Origin of the sequence: Streptomyces sp. NPDC052114, from assembly GCF_040680155.1 — a bacterium.
Lineage (GTDB): Bacteria > Actinomycetota > Actinomycetes > Streptomycetales > Streptomycetaceae > Streptomyces.
Genome location: NZ_JBFAWC010000010.1, coordinates 52,558 through 72,421, shown reverse-complemented (window position 1 = coordinate 72,421; position 19,864 = coordinate 52,558). Strand labels below are relative to the sequence as shown.

Annotated in this window: 18 protein-coding genes; 6 read left to right on the top strand and 12 right to left on the bottom strand. The window is 71.8% G+C overall.

The features are described 5' to 3' along the window. Window positions 1-289 precede the first annotated feature (289 nt). Window positions 290-1,153, top strand: coding sequence for a helix-turn-helix transcriptional regulator (locus AB0L89_RS22695; protein ID WP_365143607.1), 864 nt, complete (start codon window positions 290-292; stop codon window positions 1,151-1,153). 25 nt (window positions 1,154-1,178) lie between these two features. Here AB0L89_RS22695 and AB0L89_RS22690 read toward each other — a convergent pair whose 3' ends face one another. The 6 genes from AB0L89_RS22690 to lxmK all read right to left on the bottom strand — a co-directional run bounded on the left by AB0L89_RS22690 (window position 1,179) and on the right by lxmK (window position 7,027). Further along, the gene (locus AB0L89_RS22690) at window positions 1,179-2,732 is read right to left on the bottom strand and encodes an alpha/beta hydrolase (protein WP_365143604.1); all 1,554 of its coding nucleotides are present in this window, start codon (window positions 2,730-2,732) and stop codon (window positions 1,179-1,181) included. 100 nt (window positions 2,733-2,832) lie between these two features. After that, entirely contained in the window at window positions 2,833-3,573 is a 741-nt protein-coding gene (locus tag AB0L89_RS22685; RefSeq protein WP_365143601.1) for a glucose 1-dehydrogenase, read from the bottom strand. 3 nt (window positions 3,574-3,576) lie between these two features. After that, window positions 3,577-4,503: a hypothetical protein gene (locus tag AB0L89_RS22680; protein WP_365143598.1), complete on the bottom strand. Its 927-nt coding sequence runs from the start codon at window positions 4,501-4,503 to the stop codon at window positions 3,577-3,579. 69 nt (window positions 4,504-4,572) lie between these two features. Further along, window positions 4,573-4,737 carry an LxmA leader domain family RiPP gene (locus tag AB0L89_RS22675; RefSeq protein ID WP_365143595.1) on the bottom strand — a complete coding sequence of 55 codons (165 nt, stop codon included), beginning with the start codon at window positions 4,735-4,737 and terminating at the stop codon, window positions 4,573-4,575. A 107-nt stretch (window positions 4,738-4,844) separates the two neighbouring features. Then, a complete protein-coding gene (locus tag AB0L89_RS22670) occupies window positions 4,845-5,963 on the bottom strand; it encodes a T3SS effector HopA1 family protein (protein ID WP_365143592.1) in 1,119 nt (372 codons plus the stop codon). Next, window positions 5,960-7,027 (bottom strand): class V lanthionine synthetase subunit LxmK, encoded by a 1,068-nt coding sequence (gene lxmK / locus AB0L89_RS22665; RefSeq protein ID WP_365143589.1) that lies wholly within the window; start codon window positions 7,025-7,027, stop codon window positions 5,960-5,962. Before lxmK ends, AB0L89_RS22670 begins: the two co-directional genes overlap by 4 nt. A 143-nt stretch (window positions 7,028-7,170) precedes the next feature. On the opposite strand from lxmK, the gene AB0L89_RS22660 reads away from it, so the two are divergent. Beyond that, a complete protein-coding gene (locus AB0L89_RS22660; RefSeq protein ID WP_365143586.1) occupies window positions 7,171-8,163 on the top strand; it encodes a helix-turn-helix domain-containing protein in 993 nt (330 codons plus the stop codon). Window positions 8,164-8,188: 25 nt separating this feature from the next. Here the strand turns inward: AB0L89_RS22660 and AB0L89_RS22655 are convergent, their stop codons facing one another. Then, a complete protein-coding gene (locus AB0L89_RS22655) occupies window positions 8,189-9,466 on the bottom strand; it encodes an acetyl-CoA C-acetyltransferase (protein WP_365143583.1) in 1,278 nt (425 codons plus the stop codon). Window positions 9,467-9,538: 72 nt separating this feature from the next. On the opposite strand from AB0L89_RS22655, the gene AB0L89_RS22650 reads away from it, so the two are divergent. Together AB0L89_RS22650 and AB0L89_RS22645 are read left to right on the top strand one after the other, a co-directional pair. After that, on the top strand, window positions 9,539-10,852 hold the full coding sequence (locus AB0L89_RS22650) for a 3-oxoacyl-ACP reductase (protein ID WP_365143580.1): 1,314 nt from the start codon (window positions 9,539-9,541) through the stop codon (window positions 10,850-10,852). Window positions 10,853-11,504: 652 nt separating this feature from the next. Continuing rightward, a complete protein-coding gene (locus AB0L89_RS22645) occupies window positions 11,505-12,395 on the top strand; it encodes a MaoC/PaaZ C-terminal domain-containing protein (RefSeq protein WP_365143577.1) in 891 nt (296 codons plus the stop codon). A gap of 1 nt (window position 12,396) precedes the next feature. Here AB0L89_RS22645 and AB0L89_RS22640 read toward each other — a convergent pair whose 3' ends face one another. Next, entirely contained in the window at window positions 12,397-13,029 is a 633-nt protein-coding gene (locus tag AB0L89_RS22640) for a TetR/AcrR family transcriptional regulator (protein ID WP_365144263.1), read from the bottom strand. A gap of 398 nt (window positions 13,030-13,427) precedes the next feature. Here AB0L89_RS22640 and AB0L89_RS22635 point away from each other — a divergent pair, with 398 nt between their 5' ends. Further along, window positions 13,428-14,870 (top strand): recombinase family protein, encoded by a 1,443-nt coding sequence (locus tag AB0L89_RS22635; protein ID WP_365143574.1) that lies wholly within the window; start codon window positions 13,428-13,430, stop codon window positions 14,868-14,870. A 207-nt stretch (window positions 14,871-15,077) separates the two neighbouring features. On the opposite strand, the gene AB0L89_RS22630 is transcribed toward AB0L89_RS22635, so the two are convergent. The 4 genes from AB0L89_RS22630 to AB0L89_RS22615 form a co-directional block, all read right to left on the bottom strand. Continuing rightward, window positions 15,078-16,442, bottom strand: a complete 1,365-nt coding sequence (locus AB0L89_RS22630; RefSeq protein ID WP_365143571.1) for a dicarboxylate/amino acid:cation symporter — start codon at window positions 16,440-16,442, stop codon at window positions 15,078-15,080. Window positions 16,443-16,862: 420 nt separating this feature from the next. Further along, complete coding sequence (locus tag AB0L89_RS22625) at window positions 16,863-17,162, bottom strand: DUF4229 domain-containing protein (protein ID WP_365143568.1); 300 nt, start codon at window positions 17,160-17,162, stop codon at window positions 16,863-16,865. 91 nt (window positions 17,163-17,253) lie between these two features. Then, entirely contained in the window at window positions 17,254-18,516 is a 1,263-nt protein-coding gene (locus AB0L89_RS22620) for an FAD-dependent monooxygenase (RefSeq protein ID WP_365143565.1), read from the bottom strand. 323 nt (window positions 18,517-18,839) lie between these two features. Next, on the bottom strand, window positions 18,840-19,121 hold the full coding sequence (locus AB0L89_RS22615; RefSeq protein ID WP_365143562.1) for a hypothetical protein: 282 nt from the start codon (window positions 19,119-19,121) through the stop codon (window positions 18,840-18,842). 327 nt (window positions 19,122-19,448) lie between these two features. On the opposite strand from AB0L89_RS22615, the gene AB0L89_RS22610 reads away from it, so the two are divergent. Next, window positions 19,449-19,709, top strand: coding sequence for a hypothetical protein (locus tag AB0L89_RS22610; protein WP_365143559.1), 261 nt, complete (start codon window positions 19,449-19,451; stop codon window positions 19,707-19,709). Window positions 19,710-19,864 lie beyond the last annotated feature (155 nt).

Below are 19,864 nucleotides of genomic sequence, written 5' to 3'. Positions count from 1 at the left end.
GGCTCGTGTCGCGGGCTGCGGCGTACGACCACGGGCGACGGCGTACGACCACGGGCGCCCCGGAGAGCGCGGCGCACAGGGGCGGACGGGCGGACGGGCGGACGGCAGGGCCACCGTGGCCGCGGCCCGGCGCCTCGCACCCCCTGGGCCACGGTGGCCGAGCCGTCCGCAACGGGATCCACTCTGCGCCGATGTCCCGCGCGGTGGCAGGGCGCGTCTCACCGGGGTACCGCGTTCCAGGCCCTGACACGGCCCCCCACGTCCGCCGTCCGCCAGGGACAATGAACGGATGACGGAAAGCACACCGCCCGCGGCGCCCGCGACCGGCACGGAACTGGGCCGCTACCTGCGCGCCCGCCGCGCCCGCGTCACCCCCGCCGAAGCGGGCCTGCCCGCCGGTGCGGGCATCCGCCGCACCCCGGGCCTGCGCCGCGAGGAGCTCGCGACCCTCGCCGGGGTGAGCGTCGACTACTACACGCGCCTGGAACGCGGCCGCGAGACGAACCCGTCGACCGCCGTCATCGACGCCCTGGCCCGCGCCCTGCGCCTGACGGGCGACGCCCACGACCGCCTGCACGACCTGGCCGAGCTGGCGTCGGGCCGCCTGACCGAGCCGCACCCCACGGCCGACCACACGGTCCGCGAGTCCACCCTGCGCATGCTGGAGGCGCTGGCCCCGCTGCCCGCGTACGTGGTGAGCAGGCACAGCTACATGCTGGCCGCCAACGCCGCGGGCCGGGCCCTGCTCCCCGGCCTGTGGGACTGGCCCGCCGAGCAGCGCAACGTCACCCGCTATCTCTTCCTGCACCCCGTGGGCCGGGTGCTCTACCAGCCCTGGGAGGAGACGGTCGCCACGTCGGTGGCACACCTGCGCGCGGTCGGCGGCACCGACACCGACTCGCCGCAGCTGACCAACCTGGTCGGCGAACTCCTGCTGAAGTCACCGGACTTCGCGCGGATCTGGGAGCGGTACGACGTGCGCGAGCGCGGCGGCGGCCTCAAGACGTTCGCGCATCCGAAGGTCGGCACGATGACCCTCACGTACGAGGTGATGACGCTGGCGCGGGCGGGCGGCCAGCGCATGGTGGTCTACCAGGCCAAGCCGGACACCCCGGACGAGAAGGCGATGCTGGCCCTCGCCCCGGAGGACTGACCGCGCCCGTTCCCCCGGGCCCGGCTCACTCCGAGGAGTCGGCCGGGCAGGAGCTCCCGCTCTTGGGCGTCTCCCCGTACAGCAGGAACCCGTCGACCTTGTCCCGCACGCACCGGGAGCCGAGGTAGCCGGTGTGCCCGTCGCCCTTGTTGTCGAGGACGACCGCCTGCGGGCCGAGGCGCCGGGCGGTCTCCTCGGTCCACCGGTAGGGCGTGGCGGGATCGCCGCGCGTGCCGACGAGCAGCAGCTTCGGCGTCTTCACGTCGCGTACGTCGTCCCGGATGTAGCTGGTCCCTGCGGGCCGCCCGAAGCAGAGCAGCACGGGCATCAGCATCGACCGCCCGAAGACGGGCGACGCCTCCTCGAACTCCTCCTGGAGCCTGCCGATCTCCTTCTCCAGGCTCGCGGCGTCGGGCCGGTCGGGGTCGTCGGCGCAGTTGACGGCCATGAGGGCGGCGCTCATGTTGTCGAGGGGTACGTCGCCCCGCCCCGGGAACGCGTTCGCGAGCCCGCCGCTCATCCGGATCAGCGCCCGCGGGTCCCCGTCGGCGAGCAGCGCCCCCAGGGCCTGCGAGAGCGCGGGCCAGGCCTGCCTGCTGTAGAGCGCCTGGCTGAGGACGCCGACGACGTCCTGGCCGGTGAACTCCTGGCCGTCCAGGGACTGCAACGGCATCTCGTCCATGTCCTGGACGAGCCTGACCATGCTGTGCCGCGCGGCGCGCGAGTCCGTGCCGAAGACGCAGCCGGCGTTGCCGGTGCACCAGGCGAGGAAGTTGTCGAGCGCGGTCTGGCGGCCCTCGGCGGTCGCGAGGGACTGCTCGGCGACGGGCTCGGTCAGGGTGTCCACGCCGTCGAGGACCATCCGCCCGACCTTCTTCGGGAACTGGGCGGCGTAGACGGCGCCGAGCCGCGTCCCGTAGGAGAAGCCGAGGTAGTTGAGCTTCTTGTCGCCGAGCGCCTGGCGCATGACGTCCAGGTCGCGGGAGACGTTCACGGTCCCCATGTGCGGCAGGACCGGCCCGGACTTGGCCGCGCACTCCTTGGCGACCTTGCGCAACTCGTCCAGGACGGCGGCCGGGTCGTCGGAGTCCTCGGCCGTGGGGTCGGCGTTCTCCTCGGCGTCGCCGCAGCTGACGGGCTCGCTCAGGCCGACCCCGCGCGGGTCGAAGGAGACGATGTCGTAGCCCTTGCTGAGGAAGCCGAACTCCTTCTGCGACATGGCGAGCGCGGAGACGCCGGGGCCGCCGGGGCCGCCGAAGTTGAGCAGCAGCGAGCCGCGCGGCTTGCCGCTCGCGCTGGACTTCATGCGGATCATCGCGAGGTCGACGCTCCCGGCCGCCGGGTTCGCGTAGTCGAGCGGGACGGTCACGTGCCCGCACCTGACGTCCTTGGCGCGGCCGGTGGACTCGGCCTCGGCCTTGGTGTCGTCCTTGCAGGCGGCCCACTTGATCTTCTGTGTGTAGAACCGGGACAGATCGGGCCGGCCGCTCCCGTCATCGGCGGCCGAGGCCAGTCCCGGCGCGCCCGTTGCCACGACGACCAGAACGGTCGCGCCGGCGACTGCACAGGCTCCGCGCACGGCAACCTCCCAGGGTGTGCCCCTCGCTCACCCTAAGCGCGCCGGGGACCCCCCGCCCGTCCAGCACGGTCACCCTCCGTGACCGCCGTTCCGCGGCTCCTCAGCGCAGGCCGCCGTTGACGGGGATGACCTGCCCGGTGACGAACGCCGAGTCCGGACCGGCCAGGAAGGCCACGACCCCGGCGATGTCGGCTCCCTGGCCCAGGCGCCGCAGCGGGGTCACCGCCGCGAGGGCCTGCCGGGACCGCTCGTCGTGCAGCGCGCGGAGCATGTCGGTGTCCACGGTGCCGGGGGCTATGGCGTTGACGGTGATGCCGCGGGGGCCGAACTCCTGCGCGGCCGTCGTGGTGAACCGCTCCAGGGCGGCCTTGCTGCCCGCGTACACGGCGGCGCCGGGAGCGGCCATGGCCGCGGCGATGCTGGAGATGTTGATGACGCGGCCGCCGTCCCGCAGGACGTCCAGGGCGTGCTGCATGACGAAGAACGGTGCTCTGGCGTTCACCGCCATGAGCCGGTCGTAATGGCTCTGCGTGGCCTTGGCGATGTCGAGTTGCTCGGGGTCGGCGGCGTTGTTCACGACGATGTCCAGACCGTGGAGCAGGCTGTCCGCCGTGTCGACCAGACGCCGGACCTGGTCGAGGTCGGCGAGATCGGCCCGCACGGCATGGGCCGTCCCGCCCTCGCCGCGGACCTCCGCCGCGCACGTGTCGGCCGCGGCGGTGTCACGGTGGTATCCGAACACCACGGCCGCTCCCTCGGCGGCCAGCCGCTGGACCACGGCCCTGCCGACGCCGCGCGAGCCTCCGGTGACCAGGGCGGTCCGGCCGTTCAGGGTTCCCATGTCTCAGTCTCTCCGTGTGGGGATGAGGGGTGTGCCGTCCTGCTCGACGAGGTCGGGCAGGAGGCCGATCTGGTCGTGGAGGACGGCGTTGTCGCCGATGTGGCCGCTCATGCTCCGCAGCCGGTGCACGCGTCGGAGCACCGCCGCGCGCCGCACCCTGTCGCCGTCCGGGAAGGTGGGCCCGTACCCGGCGACGAAGGCCTCCCACAAGGACGCGTAGTCGAGGTTCTCCGGTCCGTGGTGGGCGCTGTTCCGGGCGACCGTGACCGATGTCGACAGCGCCTCCGCGAGGGCGCCGACGTCGAGTTCGGGTCCGCCGCGGCCCATCTCCGCGCTGACCAGGACGTGCGCGGTGCCGTCGCGGTGGTCCGCCACGACGACTCCGGGGGACAGCGTGCCCAGGACGATGCCGCTCGGCCCGGCCGCCGCCTCCTCGGCCCAACGGAGCAGGTGCGCGCACCGGTTCGCGCCGATGCGACGGACGACCCGGTCCGACAGCGCGTCGGGCCGACGGCTCAGCCAGTCGGTCAGTCCGCCGAGCCAGGCCGCGGACCGGGGCAACTCCGTTGGTACCGGCCGCTCGTGCAGGGTCCGGACCGCCTCACCCACCCGGCGGGCGACGTCGGCGTACTGCTTCGGTACCGCGGCGCCGGCGAGCATGTGCCAGCCGATGCTGACGCTGTCGGGCAGTTCGTAGACCAGGTCGTGCTGCTCCGTCGCCCGGGGGACGGCGAAGCGGACGGTGCTCCCGGCGGAGAGTTCCCCGAGGAGCCGGAGCACGGCGGGCGGCGGCAGATCCGTCGCCTTGACGGTGCTCTCGCCCGGGACCCGGTGCCAGTGGAAGACATGCGGGCCACGGCGTACGACGCGGGTCGTCGACGCGCGTGTGCCGTAGGAGACGACGACGGGCTCGTCCGTTGCGGATGACACCTCGCGCCCTTTCGGTGAGGGCTCCGGGAGGCCCCACGAAGGGACCTCCCGGAGCTGCGTTTCCCCGACTCAGCAGTCGAAGATCAGCGTGGTGGTGGTGATGACCGGCGTGGCGGTCGTGATGGAGGCCGTGGTCTCCGGACCCTCCGTGCCGGCCACCTGGGCCACTTCGTTGCCGTCCGTGTACGTGCGGTAGCCGCTCACCAGGGACTCGGCGGGGTTCTCGATCTTCATGGTTTTCTCCTTGTTTCTCGGTTTTTCTGGGTTTTTCTCGGTTTTCCCCGTGTTTCTCAGGGTTCTCCGCCCCGCGTCGGCCGTGACCGGCGTCAGCGGGCGGAGAGTCATGGGGCGACAGACGGGCTGTCGCTGTTGCGGTACGGACGCCCGGGATCGGCGCCCGCCGCGTGAAGGGCCCGGCCGACCGACCGCGCGAGCGGGGTGCCGTGCAGGGAGTGCTCGACGAGGCCGTCGGCGTAGGCGCGGGCCCGGTGCTGACCGAAGCTGAGGCGCCGGACGGCGCCGGGGTCCGGGTGCGGCTCCCAGGCGATCGCGACACCGGGACCGATCCGGCGGGCGAAGGGCGAGACGGCGGGCGCCAGGCCCTCCCCCGCGGGGCCCGCCGCCACGTCGGCCAACGCCTCCAAGGCGGTCCCGGTGCGCCCACCGAGGTAGACGACCATCGCGTCCTTGCGCGGATACCGGTCCGGGTGCGCGAGCACCTTGGCCTGGTAGGGCACGCCGAGTTCCTCCAGCCGGCGCAGCGCCGTGCCCCAGACCGTGCTCGCCGCCTCCGGGCGGGCGATGTGCAGGTAGACCCGCAGGACGGGCGGGGCGTGCCCGCGCGGCTGCCGCGTGCCCAGCACGGCCAGGAAGCCCGGGGAGAGCGCCGGACGGCACGGAGGGAGCTCGACGGTGACGTCGCCGCCCTCAGGCAGCTCGACGGTGACGTCACCGCCGTCCCCCGCTCCCCCCGTTTCCCCTGCTCCCCCCGTTTCCCCCGCTTGCACAGGGGGCGCGGTGCGGACGAGCGCGCGGGGCACCGTCACCCGTACCCCTTGCAGCACGACGGTCGTCTCGTCGCCGCCGTTCTCGGCGGCGGCGGGCGCGAGTCGGGCCGGCACGCGGCACGCGGAGTGCGGAACCGCCCGCTTGAGGCCCGCCACGAAGGCGTCGTCGGACAGGTCACGGGGGTGCGGCGTCGCTTCGCCCGCGCCCTGATGAAGCGTGCGGTAGAGATGGTCCCCGAGGCGTTCGCGCAGTGCGCGGAGGCTGTCCGCGCGGATCTCGGTGCCCGCGACCCACGCCGTCAGGTCGTGCGCCCGCACGGTGACCGCCTCGGAGATCTCGGCCAGCCCGGGGGGCTCGGCGGGTCCAGGAGCCTCTGCCAGGGCGGAAGTTGCTGCCGGGCCAGACGTCCCTGCCAGGTCATGGGTCCCTGCCGGTCCGGAGGTCGTACTCATACCGCCTCCATTCCGAGGACGGAGACGAACGCGGCCGGGGTCGCCAGGGCGGTGCGGCCCACTCCCGCCGCGGCCCGGTGCACCGGGGAGAGGTCGGAGCGGAAGGCGGCCGCGGCCATCACGCGGTCGAAGAGGTGCCAGCCGGCGAAGCCGACCGCGCGCACCGCGAGCCCCTCGTCGGGAGCCGACCGCACGGACCGGTACCCCTCGGCGAACGCGATCAGTGTCGGCCGGGCCTCCTCCAGTCTCCGTACGCCCCTGGTCATGATCTCGTCGTGCGCCCGGCCCGGGTCCCCCGCGTCGCCATCGCCCTGCGGGAACTCCTCGTCCGCGATGCCGACGACGCTCCGGAAGAGGAACTCGCCGACCACCGCGCCCACGTCCCGGGCCCCGTCGCCCCGCCGGAACTCCTCCCAGTCGGAGAGGAGCAATTCATCCCCCTCGACGAGAATCTGATCCAGCCTCAGATCTGCGTGTATGGGAACTGCCGGAGCGCGTTTCTCGTCTTCCCTGAGGCGCTGCACCGATTCCGCCATCACACCGTCCCCCTGAACGATGCGCCAAAGGGCGACGAGCCCTGCGCTGCTCTCCAGATACTGGCTCATCGACAAGGTGGTGAGGAACCGCCGGTCGGGCAGCGGCAATGGCTCATGGGGGACCTTTTCGGAGGGCACGGGCAGCGAATGCAGTTCGCCGAGCGCCTGCCCCAGTCTGCGGGCGAGTTCGGGCCCGAATGCGCCGTCGGCGACCGCGTCGGCCGCCGTACGACTGTCTTTCAGCCACTGCGTGACGTGAATTCCCCGGCTCGCGTCGCTCGCCAGCGGAGTCGGCCACCGCAGGTGCCGCAAGGGCAGCTCCCCGCCCAGTCGTTCGAAGCGCCCGGCCCGCTCAAGGCCCGCTCCCGACCGGCCCGCGACACGGATGCGCTTGGCGAAGACATCGGTCCCGCCGGTCGTCGTGCCGGCCACGTTCTGGTTCCGGCCGGGGAAGGTCACCACGGTGTCCGGCAGGAACTCCCCGTATCCCGCCCGACGAATGAACTCTGCTATCTCCGCATCCGGCATACCTAGACTCTGCCGGTCGACGAGATGCCGGAACAAGCATTTTGAAGATCTTCGAAAAGCGTTTACCCCGGGGATATGGGCTGCGACGTACGATGCGTTCAGCCATGCGCGACGGGGGCGCGCGGCACGAACGGGGGAAAGAAATGAACACCTATTCAAGGTTGCAGCTCGGAAGCCTTTCCGAGCTGCGCATCCATGTCGTTCCGCATCCGGGGGCGAGTCTGCTCTCGCTCGTCGCGGACGCGTTCGGACAGCGGCGGCACGCCGTTCCCGGCCCGGCGCGCCGGGCGGTTCACGCCGGTGCTCCTGCGCACGCCGAGGCGACGCTGCGTCCGCTCTTCGCGCCCGAGCATCCGGCCATACCCGACTGTCTGACGCCGACGGGCAGCATGTCCCACGAAGCCGCGGACCACCATCTGGAGCAGCTGCGGGACTTATCGGCCGACACGCTCCTGGCGGACCTGGAGGCGGACTTCGGCGGCGACGTCCCCCCGCAGTGGCGGCACGTGATCGAGCACCCGAAGCGCTGGCTCCAGGGCTATGCCCAGGTCATGCAGCGCACCTGGCAGACCATGGCACCGGTGTGGACGGCGGCCGGCGACGCACTGCGCCGCGAGGCCGAGCGGGTGGGCGGCTCCGTGGCCTACGGCCGCCCGGAGTTGGCGCTGTCCGCCCTCAGCCCGCGCTACCGCCTCGACGGCACCGTGCTGCAACTGCCGGACAAGCACCCCGAGGACTTCGACCTCCTCGGGCGCCGGCTGGTCCTCGTGCCGGTCGCCTCCGGCAGCGACGCGTCCCTGTTCGCGTTCGACGGGGAGGACACCGCCTGGGTGGGCTACCCACTGCCCGGCCTGGATTCGCTCTGGTCCGGCCGCTCGCCGCAGCCCCGGGCGAGGCGCCGGGACCCGGCACGGCTCATCCTGGGCGACGCGAGGGCCGCGATCCTCCGTGCGACCAGCGCGGCCACCCACATGGGGAACCTGTCGTCGGCCCTGGGCTACGCGCCCGGAACGGTGTCCCACCACTGTGCGCGACTGGAGGACGCCGGCCTCATCCACCGGCGCCGGCAGGGACAGCACGTGGTGGTCCGCCGTACTCAACTGGGCAGTGAGCTGCTTGACTTGCTCACTCACTAGGGCCCGGGGGGAGCTCCCCCAGCCCTCACTCCCTCTCCAGGACGGCGGTGACGCCCTGCCCACCGGCCGCGCAGATGGAGATCAGCCCGCGTCCGGGCCGCCCGCGCTCGGCGAGGAGCGCGGCGAGGGTGGCGACGATGCGGGCGCCGGTGGCGGCGAAGGGGTGCCCGGTGGCGAGCGAGGATCCGGCGACGTTGAGCCGTGCGCGGTCCACCGTCCCGAGTCCCCGCTTCTCCCAGGCGGCGAGCGTGGCGAGCACCTGTGAGGCGAAGGCCTCGTGCACCTCGACGAAGTCGAAGTCCGCGAGGCCGAGCCCGGCCTTCTCCAGCATGCGGGGCACGGCGTACGCGGGCGCCATCAGCAGCCCGTCCTCGCCCTCGGCGACGTCCCCGTGGACGAAGTCGACGGCGGCGGTCTCGCAGGCGGTGAGGTACGCGAGCGGGGCGAGGTCCCGCGCGGCGGCCCACTCCTCACTGGCGAGCAGCGCGACGGCGGCGCCGTCGGTCAGCGGCGTGGAGTTGCCCGCGGTCATGGTGGCGGAGCCCGCCCGGACCCCGAACACGGGCTTGAGCCGCGCGAGTTGCTCGACGGACGAGCCGGGCCGCAGGTTCTGATCGCGTTCGAGCCCCCGGAACGGCACGACGAGATCGTCCAGGAACCCGCGCTCGTACGCCGCCGCGAGCCGCCGGTGGCTGAGCGCGGCGAGCTCGTCCTGGGCCTCGCGCGTGATGCCCCAGGCGCGCGCGGTCACGGCGGCGTGCTCACCCATGGAAAGTCCGGTGCGGGGCTCGGCGTTGCGCGGGATGTCCGGTACGAGATGCCCGGGCCGCACCCGCGCCAGGGCCTTGACCCGCGCGCCGGCCGACCGGGCCCGCCGCGCGGCCAGCAGCACCTTGCGCAGCTCGTCGTTGACCCCGAGCGGCGCGTCACTCGCGGTGTCGGACCCGCCGGCGATCCCGGACTCGATCTGCCCGAGCATGACCTTGTTGGCGACGGAGATCACGGCCTGGAGCCCGGTGCCGCAGGCCTGCTGGAGGTCGTAGGCGGGGGTGCGGGAGTCGAGCCCGGAGCCGAGGACGACCTCGCGGGCGAGATTGAAGTCCCGGCTGTGCTTGAGTACGGCGCCCGCGACGAACTCCCCGACGTCACCGGCCCCTTGGAGCCCGAACCGCTCGACGACCCCGTCGAGGGCGGCGGTCAGCATGTCCTGATTCGAGGCGGTCGCGTACGGCCCGTCGGAACGGGCGAACGGAATACGGCTGCCACCGATGACGGCGACGCGGCGAACAGAGGGAAGACTCATGTCTCGACCAGCTCCTGACCCTTGAGTAACCTTACTCGGAAGTAAATTTACGACCGAGCTGGGAGTTGGACAATGGCCGACCGCTACCTGACCTTCACCGGCACTGCGCCCGGCCGCTTCCTCACCCGCCGCCTGGGCCTGCCCCGGCCGACGGCGCTGCGCCGCTGGTCCCCCGAACACCCCACGCTGGGCGGCGAACTGACGCTCCTCACCGCGGGCGAGTCCACCCACACGGCGGACCTCCGCACGCTCCTCACCGCGGCGGGCCACTCCCCCACGCCCACAACTCCCGAGCGCCCCACGGCAGTTGTCCTCGACGCCACGGCCGTGACGACGGTCGACGGGCTGCGCGACGTGCACGCGGCGCTGCACCCGGTGGTGCGCACGGTGGCGGACAACGGCCGCGTCCTGGTCCTCGGCACGCCCCCCGACCCCGCGGACCACCACCAGTCGGCGGCCCAGCAGGCCCTCGAAGGCTTCATACGGTCCCTCGCCAAGGAACTCGGCCGTGGCCGCACGGCCACGCTCGTCCGCGTCCCCGGCCCGATCGGCACCGCCGAGTCGACCCTCCGCTTCCTCCTCTCCCCCAAGTCGGCCTACGTCACCGGCCAGGTGATCGAGACGGGTCCCGCCGAGTCGGTCGCGGCCCCCGCCGACTGGGACCGCCCCCTCGCGGGCCGCACCGCCCTGGTGACGGGCGCGGCGCGGGGCATCGGCGAGGCGGTGGCGGAGGTCCTCGTCCGCGACGGCGCCCGGGTGACGCTGCTGGACGTCCCCGGCGCCCGGGAGGACCTGACCCGCGTGGCCGAACGGCTCGGCGGCACGGCGCTCCCCCTCGACATCACGGCGCCCGACGCCGGCGAGCGGATAGCGGCGGCGCTGCCCGACGGGCTCGACGTCCTCGTCCACAACGCGGGCATCACGCGTGACCGCAGGCTGGCCAACATGGCCGCGGACCGCTGGAGTTCGGTCCTGGACGTCAACCTCGCGGCGGTCCTCTCGACCACGGACGCGCTCCTGAAGACGGGCACGGTCCGCCCCGGCGGCCGGATCGTCGCCACGGCGTCGATCGCCGGGATCGCGGGGAACGCGGGCCAGACGAACTACGCGGCCAGCAAGGCGGGGATCGTCGGCCTGGTCCGGGCGCTCGGGCCGCGGGCGCTCGCGGAGCACGGGGTGACGGTGAACGCGGTGGCGCCCGGCTTCATCGAGACGAAGATGACGGCGGCGGTTCCTCTCTTCATCCGTGAGGCGGGGCGACGGATGAACTCCCTTGCGCAGGGCGGACTTCCGGTGGACGTCGCCGAGACGACGTCCTGGCTGGCCCAGGGCGGCCTGAACGCCCAGACGATCAGAGTCTGCGGCCAAAGCCTCTTGGGCGCCTGACCCTTGCCACGCGGGGTGGGCGCCGCCTTCCCCTCACCCGGCATGGTCCGGCTGCGCCGGGGCGGGTGCCATCTTTACCGCCACCCGGCACCGGGGCTGTGCCCGCCTGCCCCGGGCTTGGTGCCTCCTTGATCGCTGCCCGGCACGGTCCGGCTGCGCCGGGGCTGGAGCCACACTTCCCGCCACCCGGCACCGTGGGCTGTGCCCACCCGTTCCGCCCTGCGGAACGCCTGCCCACAGCGGGGACGGCCACATGCCCACCGCGCCGCTGCCCACAGCAGGGGCGGCTACCCGGCCAGTGCCGCCGACCGCAGCGGGGGCGGCCGCATGCCCACCGCGCCTCCGCGCACAGCGAGGGACCGGCGGCAGGTTGCCCACCGGGCGCGGCGCGGGCGCACCGGCCCCCACCGGGCCGCACGCGCCCGACCGGCCCGAGGGGACGTGGGGGTATGTGCGAACGGAGCACTGAGCCAGCTCTGGCGTCTTTGTCCGTTGGGCGGGGCGCAGGGATGGCGAGTACGCACATACCCCCGCGGCCCCGCCCCACAGACGGACAAAGGGCGCACGCACCGGCAGACGCCAACACCGCCCACCCACACACGAACCCAAGGCGCAGCACCCCCAAGGCGCCCCCGCCAGAAAAGGTCACCGCATGGACAGCAGCAGCCTCTCCCTCGCCCGCGCCGCCCTCCAGTCCCCCTTCAAGCGCCCCCGCCCCGACGCCACCGCACCCGACACCCGCCTCACCACGACCCTCACCCCCGACCCCCACCACCTCACCGCCTACGAACGCACCTGCGGGTTCGCCACCGGCACCGGACGGGAACGGGACGTCCTCCCCCTCACCTATCCCCACGTCCTCGCCTTCCCCCTGGCCATGCGTCTGATGACCGCCCGGGACTTCCCGCTCCCCCTCCTCGGCCTCGTCCACACGTCGATCGACATCACGCAGCACCGCCCCCCGCACCCCACCGAGGAGATGCGACTCGACGTACGGACGACCAAGCTGGGCCCCCACCGACGCGGCACCGAAGCCACCGTCACCACCACCGCGAGGTCAGCGGCCGACGAACTCCTCTGGGAGTCCACCAGCACCTACCTGGCCCGCCACAAGACAGCGTCGAGCACCGCACCCGCAGCCAAGCCGCGTCCCCGGACGGAACGACCCGAGGCCACCCACACCACGGAATGGCGTCTCGGCCCCGACCTCGGGCGCCGCTACGCGGCCGTCAGCGGCGACCGCAACCCCATCCACCTGCACCCCCTCACCGCCCGCCTCTTCGGCTTCCCCCGGGCCATCGCCCACGGCATGTGGACCGCGGCCCGCTGCCTGGCGGAGCACACGGCCACCCAGCCCGAGCCCCACGCCCAGCCCCCGACCCACACCCAGACCCAGACCCAGACCCACGCGCACGTCGACTTCAAGGCCCCGGTCCTGCTCCCCGCCACGGTGACGTACACCGCCCACGGCCCGTCCCGCTTCGAACTCCGCGGCCCCGACGGCACGTTGCACCTCACGGGCGAGGCACGAACCACGACCTGACCTACGACGAAGACGGGGCCGGAGCCCAGCGCCGCCCCTCCATGAGGCCCCCCAGCCCGGACCACGCGAAGTTCATGAGGGTGGCCGCCGCCTCCTTGGCGGAGACCGACGGATCCGTGTTGGCCCACCCCGCCAACGACTCCGCCGCCCCCACCAACGCCTGCGCGAGCCCCGCGACCTCCCGCTCCCGCAACGACGGGTCACCGTGCGCCGACCGCGCCGCCTCCGCGATCAACGACGTCACGAACGCGAGGATCTCCTCCCGCATCGCGGCCACCTCGGCCGCGAACGGCTCCCCCTGGGTCCGCGCCTGGCTGTGCAGCACGGCCCACCCGTCCGGCCGCTCGGCGGTGTGCGCGAAGAACGCCCGGAGCCCGTCCCACAGTTGACGGTCGGCGGGCTCGCCGGCCGCCGCGCCCGCCGCGTCCCGCACCGCCTCGACCAGCGCCGCCGCCTCCCGGCGTATGCACGCGCTGAAGAGGTCTTCCTTCGAGTTCAGATAGAGGTACACCAGCGGCTTCGAGACCCCGGCCAGCTCCGCGATCTCGTCCATGGACGCGGCCCGGTACCCCCGCTGCCCGAAGATGCTCACCGCGGCGTCCAGCATCTGCCGCTCCCGCACGGCCCGCGGCATCCGCGTCTGCTTGCCCCGCCGCTTCACACCCACAGCACTCCCCCCACCCACAGCACCCACCGCACCCGCCGCGTCCGCCTCGCCCACCACGGCCCCCGCCTTCCCACACTGTCCGGTCACAGGTCAGCGTACGGTCAACGGAACCCGCCGAACGATTACCGGATGAGCCCCCCGCCCACGCGAAAGCCCCGCCCCCGATCATTCCGGGGACGGGGCCGACACACGAACACTCAGGCCGCCGCGGGCACCGCCCGCGACGAGGACGGGGACGACGCCTCGTCGAAGTCGTCAAGCGGCGACGACCGGCACCAGCGCCTGTCCGGCGACAGCCGTAACCACATGTTGTGTATGTACGTTGTTCAGTGCGCAGGCAAGTCGTCCGCTACCAGGGGTGGGGCATGGCCAGGCCGAAGCGTGTGGGGATCTACGTCCGGATCAGCAAGGACCGCAAGGGGCAGGAACTCGGCATCCAGCGCCAGGAGAAGGCGTGCCGAGAGCTATGTGAGCGCATGGAGTGGGGCGTCTTCAAGGTCTACCCCGAGAACGACATCTCGGCTTCGACCACGAGCAAGAAGCGCCGCCCCCGGTACGCCGAGATGATGCGGGACGCCCGGGACGGGATCATCGACGGTGTCGTCGTCTACTCCATCGACCGTCTGACGCGCCGCATCGGCGAACTCACCAGCTTCCTGGAGGAGATGAAGGAACAGGGCTTCGCCTTCGCCACGACAGAAGGTGAGGACACCCAGACAGCCAACGGCCGCATGATCCTCACCATCAAGGGGGCCGTGGCTCAGCAGGAGACCGAGCGGATGTCGGAGCGGATCAACAATTCCCTGCTCCAGCGTCGCGAGCAGGGCAAGCCGCACGCAGGCGGCAAGCGGCAGTTCGGGTTCAAGGACGGGACATGCTTCCGGCAGCTGGACGACCAGGAAGCCACACTCATCCGTGCCGGATACCGGATGCTCATGGACCGCACACCGAAGACTCCAGGTGACGTGGCGCGCTCCTGGAACGCGGAGGGGTCGACGACGCCACAGGGCGGAGTCTGGACGATCAATGCCGTCAAGCGGGTCTTCCGGGCCGAGCGAACGGGAGGCATCGTCACTCACAAGGGCCGCGACATCGGTGACAGCATCTACGGTGCCCCGCTCACACGCGAGCAGTGGGAGACCGTCCAGGCAGTCCTGGACGGTCGCGCCACTCCATCCGCACCGGGCCAGGGCAAGCGGAAGCACGTGTACTCAGGGTTCCTTCGGTGCGGATCCTGCAAGTCGACCATGCGCGTCCAGTGGGCGACCATCCAGGGACGTACGTTCCGACGGACGTTCTGCCACTCAGGCCAACGCAACCCGAGCGGGGGCCTCGGCTGCGGGAAGGTCAACCGCAAGTACGAGTGGATCGAGGAGCGCTTGAACGAGGTCGTAGAAGCCGCCTTGACGCAGCGCGAGCCACAGCAGTCGCCCGCGCCAACAGAGGATCTGTCGGGCGAGATCAGCCTGCTGGAGGATCGCATTCGCGCGATGCGAGGCAGGTGGAAGGCAGGCCGGATGGAGGACGAGGACTACTTCGACTCGCTGGCCCACCTCCGCGACGAACTCCAGACGCTCCGCGCACGTGAGGCCGCGACGGTCGTACGGCAGTCGCGTGCCGAGACCGATGTCTGGGCGGTCTGGCAGGACGACACCATCGAGAACCTCGAACGTCGCCGGGCGATCGTCGCCAGCGTGATCGACAACGTCGAGGTCTTCAGCGTCGGGCGAGGAAGGCGCAAACCTCCCGAGATCGATTCCATCAAGATCACGCCGGTCGGCGCCGAGGAGCAGAGCCCTTCGGAATGACGGTCCCGGCATGGTCCGCCCGGTAGCCGTCGACGACAGCCGACAGCAGCCGTCTTTCCTCAAGACTCAGCCGACCGACCGTCATGGTGGAATGCCCGCTGGAACCAGGAGAAGTAGCTCAGCTCCCCGCCGGCGCGCCGGCACAAAAGCGCGTGCCCCCACACCTGTCCGAGTGTGGGGGCACGCGCTGATACGAGCCAGAGAGCGTCAGGCGGTGGCAGGCACCGCGCGCGACGAAGGCGACTCGTCGAAGTCGTCGATCGGCGAGGACGAAGCGCTGTTGTACGCCTCACGGTCGAGGATCTTCTCCCGCGCGGCCACGATCACCGGCGTTACAACTTGCCCGGCAACATTCGTGGCCGTGCGCATCATGTCCAGGACCGGGTCGATGGCGAGGAGCAGGCCCACGCCCTCCATCGGGAGGCCGAGCGTCGACAGGGTCAGGGTCAGCATGACCGTGGCACCCGTCAGGCCCGCCGTCGCGGCCGAGCCGACGACCGAGACGAACGCGATGAGCAGGTACTCCTTGATGCCCAGGTTCACGTCGAAGATCTGCGCGACGAAGATCGCGGCGATCGACGGGTAGATCGCGGCGCAGCCGTCCATCTTCGTGGTCGCGCCGAAGGGCACGGCGAAGGACGTGTACTCCTTCGGGACGCCGAGGCGCTCGGTGACCTTCTGGGTGACCGGCATGGTGCCGACCGAGGAGCGCGAGACGAAGGCCAGCTGGATCGCGGGCCAGGCGCCCTTGAAGAACTGGAGCGGGTTGACCTTGGCGACGAACGCGAGCAGCAGCGGGTAGACGCCGAACATCACCAGGGCGCAGCCGATGTAGATGTCCGCGGTGAAGGTCGCGTACTTGCTGATGAGGTTCCAGCCGTAGTCCGCGATGGCGAAGCCGATGAGGCCGACGGTGCCGATCGGGGAGAGCTTGATGACCCACCACAGGGCCTTCTGGAGCAGCGCGAGGACCGACTCGGAGAGCTCCAGGATCGGCTGGGCCTTGTCGCCGATCTTCAGGACGGCGATACCGGCGACGGCGGCCATGAAGACGATCTGCAGGACGTTCAGCTCGGTGAACGGCGTGATGACGTCCGTCGGGATGATCCCGGTCAGGAAGTCGATCCAGGAGCCGGCGTGGTCGGGGGCCTTGCCGTCCTTGGGGGTCAGGCCGGTGCCGGCACCCGGGTTGGTGATCAGGCCGATGGCGAGGCCGATGACCACCGCGATCAGCGAGGTGATCATGAACCAGAGCAGGGTGCGGCTGGCCAGACGCGCGGCGTTGTTGACCTTCCGCAGGTTGGTGATCGACACCAGGATCGCGAAGAAGACGAGCGGGGCGACCGCGAGCTTCAGGAGCCCGATGAAGGTCTCACCGACCTTGGAGAGGGTGGTGACGAGCCAGTCGACGTCCTGGTTGCGGGCGATCCAGCCGAGCAGGACGCCGAGGACGAGACCGCCGAGGATCTGCGCCCAGAAGGGGATCTTGAGGAACTTGGGTATCCGGAAGCCGGACTGGGGCTTCTCGGGCTGGCCGGCCTTGTCGGCGGGCGTCGCGGAGTTCGCGGACACGGACACACTCCGGTGAGGTAAGTCAGGGAGACGGGGACGTACGGGAGCGGCGACCGCGAAGGGTCAGCGTCGCCGCTGCAGCGGGGGTCACGATTCAGACGTGACAGGCCGCGGACATGCAGCGGCAGAGGTCGACATGCAGGCGCGCCACGAGCGGGACGCTCATGGCGTGACGGTGCGCTGCTGCTGTCTTCATGTCGAATACGTTAACACTCGTACTTTGAGAACATCAAAGGTCTTGTTTGAGGTAGACGGGGAAGCGGAACGGTTCCTGTCATGTGGCCGAGGGGCCCACCACCCGCACGCGACGGCCCCACCACCCCCAACTGCCCCCCGACGCAAGGAACCCCGGTTCCGGAGCGACACGCTCCGGAACCGGGGTCCCCAAAGTTCTCTGTGACGAGGCTTACAGCCCCATGCTCACGAGCCCTGCGTCTGCGCGCGGGCCGCGTCGTCCGCGACGTCCTCCTGGCTGCGGTTCGCCTCCAGGTTCGCCTTGGCGCGGTCCACCCGCGCGACGACGTTCTCCGAGGCGCGGTCCCGCTCCTTGCGGAGTGCCACGAAGCTGATGGGCGCGGAGATGACCAGCGACAGCAGGAGCACCCATAGCAGGTTGGAGTCGCCCAGGCCACGCGGCAGGATCTCGGAGTAGACGAGGCCCCAGACGACCAAGAAGCAACCCACGAAGATCCCGAGGCGCATCAGCGTGTAGCGGAGCATTTCAATCCACTCTTCCGTTCCGAAATGGGCCCGAGCTGGACGAGCCTCTCCAGTGAAGCACGCGCGGGCCCCTTCGCGGCAAGCGGGTACGTCAGACCGGGCCGCCGCTCCGCACGGGCGACCGGTCCTCGTCGGGGCGGCCCTGCGCCGCACGCCGGTTCTGCAGGCCGCGCGCGAGACTCGTCCCCACCCGCTGCTTGAGCCAGCGCAGGGCCTGGAGGCTGCCCACGGCGTGGTCCAGGTGGTAGTAGAGGCGGGGCGGCACGTGCGGCAGGAGCGGCGAGTGCCGCTGTCCGAGCAGGGCGAACATCTGGTGGGGTTCGAGGCCGATGTAGCGCGGCAGGTTCTCGTACCACTGGGCGCTGTGCCGGGCGGCGCTCTGCACCGCGAGCAGGGCCTGCTTGCGCTCCCTTTCATACGTCGCGAGAGCACCCGGCACCCCCTCCGGGGCGGCGACGTCCCCCAGCGCGCGGGCCAGGCTCATGGCGTCGCGGAGCGCCAGGGTGGTGCCCGCGCCGATCGAGTAGTGGGTCGTATGCGCGGCGTCACCGATCAGGACGAGGCGGTCGTGCGACCAGGTCGCGTTGGTGACGGTCGGGAAGGTCTGCCACTGGGCGGGCCCGGCGCCCGTGCCGCCGAGCAGCTCGTGGCCGTCGAGCAGGTCGGCGAAGAGCTTCTCCAGCAGGCGCAGGGCGTCGTCGTGGCCGAGCCGGTCGAGGCCGAGCCCGGTCCAGGTCTCGGTGGAGCACTCCACGACGCAGGTGCTGCGGTCCTCGCCGAAGCCGTAGGCGTAGCACCAGATCCACCCGTGGTCGGTCTCCACGAAGCCGAAGGTGAAGGCGGTGAAGACCCGGGTCGTGCCGAGCCAGATGAAGCGGTTGGCGCCGGTGGAGATCTGCGTGCCGAACTGTGCGGCGTGTTCGCCGCGGAGCCTGCTGTGCGCGCCGTCGCCCGCGACGACGAGGTCCGCGTCGGGCAGCGCGTCCCGCGTCGTGATCTCCGTGCCGTACTCGATGCGGACCCCCAGCGACCGGGCGCGGTCGGCGAAGATCGAGCGCAGCAGGTGGCGGCCGATGGCGTGTCCGGGGTCCCCGTCGTGAGCGGTGGTCCGGTCGCCGATGCGGGCGAAGCCGCCCTTCCAGCGCACGGACTGTTCTTCGATGAGGCGTGCGGACTCGGGATCGTGGGCGGTGAGGTCCTCCAGGAGATCGGGCCAGTACGTCACGCCCCAGCCATGGCTGGTGCCGGCGTCGTGCCGCTCGTACACCGTGATCTCGTGGGCCGGATCCCGGAGCTTGGCGAGGAGGGCCAGGTACAGAGAGGCAGGACCGCCGCCGACGCAAACGATCTTCACATGGGCTCCCGAGGGGTCTTCTGTTCGCTACGTGCAGGGCCGCGGACGAAAGGGCCCGGCTTCCCCGGGGCCGCCCGACGGCTGCGCGGGAGAAGCGTCCACAGAAGAACAACGTAGGCGCCGCCGAAAGGATCACGGCTGAAGACCGGCCCGGTGTTGACGCCTGCACCGGCCATGTACCGGGCGCCCGCACCGCCCCCCGCACTGCCCCCGCACCGGACGAGTCCGCCTCCGGCGCTGCCATGGCGCCGAGGACGGACTCGTCGGATCGCTCCGGAACCCTCCGGAACTCGCCCGGAAAGGAGTACGGACCGGTCGCGCGCCTACTGGACGGCGGGCAGCGCGTTCGTGACGGGGGCGACCAGGTCGGTGACCTGGTGCAGCTCGTTCAGCCGCTGGAGTCCGCCGAGCTGGCTCTCGACCGTCGGCACCTGGGCGCGCTGCTCCTCGGGGATGCCGGAGGTGCCGAGGGAGTCGACCGCGCTGAGCACCGAGGGCGTCCCCGCCTCGTGGGTGTGCGTGGCCGCCTGGGCGGCCGGGGCGGCGAGGGCCGCGGCTCCGGCGGCCAGCGAGACGGCGGCGAAGATACGTCGTGCTGATGTCATGCCCTCAGCAACGGGTGAACCGCCCCGAGGACACGGGTCCCGTCCTTCTCTCACTCATCTGCCGGGCGGCGCGGCCCGGCGCGCACCGGGCCCGTACGCCCCGCGCGGCGCCCGCGGGACGGAGGCCCCTCGTCCGGCCTACCCGCCCCGGGATTCCCGTGACAGTACGTCACCCCAGGTCAACGGCGCTCGGACCCGGGGTCGTTCACACGTGCGGTCGCGGGATGGACTTGCCGCCCGCGCGCGGATGTCGCCGTCGCCGTCCAGTTTGAGCATGCGCGCGGCACACCCCGTGCCGCCGCGCTCTGCCTCCGGAAGGAATCAGCAATGCGTGGCTTCGTCAGAACCGCAGCACTCGGCGCCCTCGTCGCTCCCCTCGTCCTGGGCGGCGCGGGTCTCGCCTCCGCGTCCTCGGGCGGCGACGGACCCGCGTACGAGAAGGCCCAGAAGGCCGCGAACGCAAACGGCGGCTCCTGCACCATGACGGTCAGCGGCTTCACCCCGGACGGCAAGGCCTACTTCCGTACGGTCACGCGCCAGGCCGGACCGACGGGCGCGTCGGAAAGCTCGACGGGTTCGCATTCCTGACCCCGGGCCGGCCTTCCTGACCCCGGATCAGACCCCGTCTGTCAGTGCCATGTCACCCTATTAGTGCATGCGCCAAGAATTCCGCGCAACGGTGTGCTGACGGAACGTCACCGCAGGTCAACGGCGCGCGGTGCGGGGAACCCGGCCACCCCGCC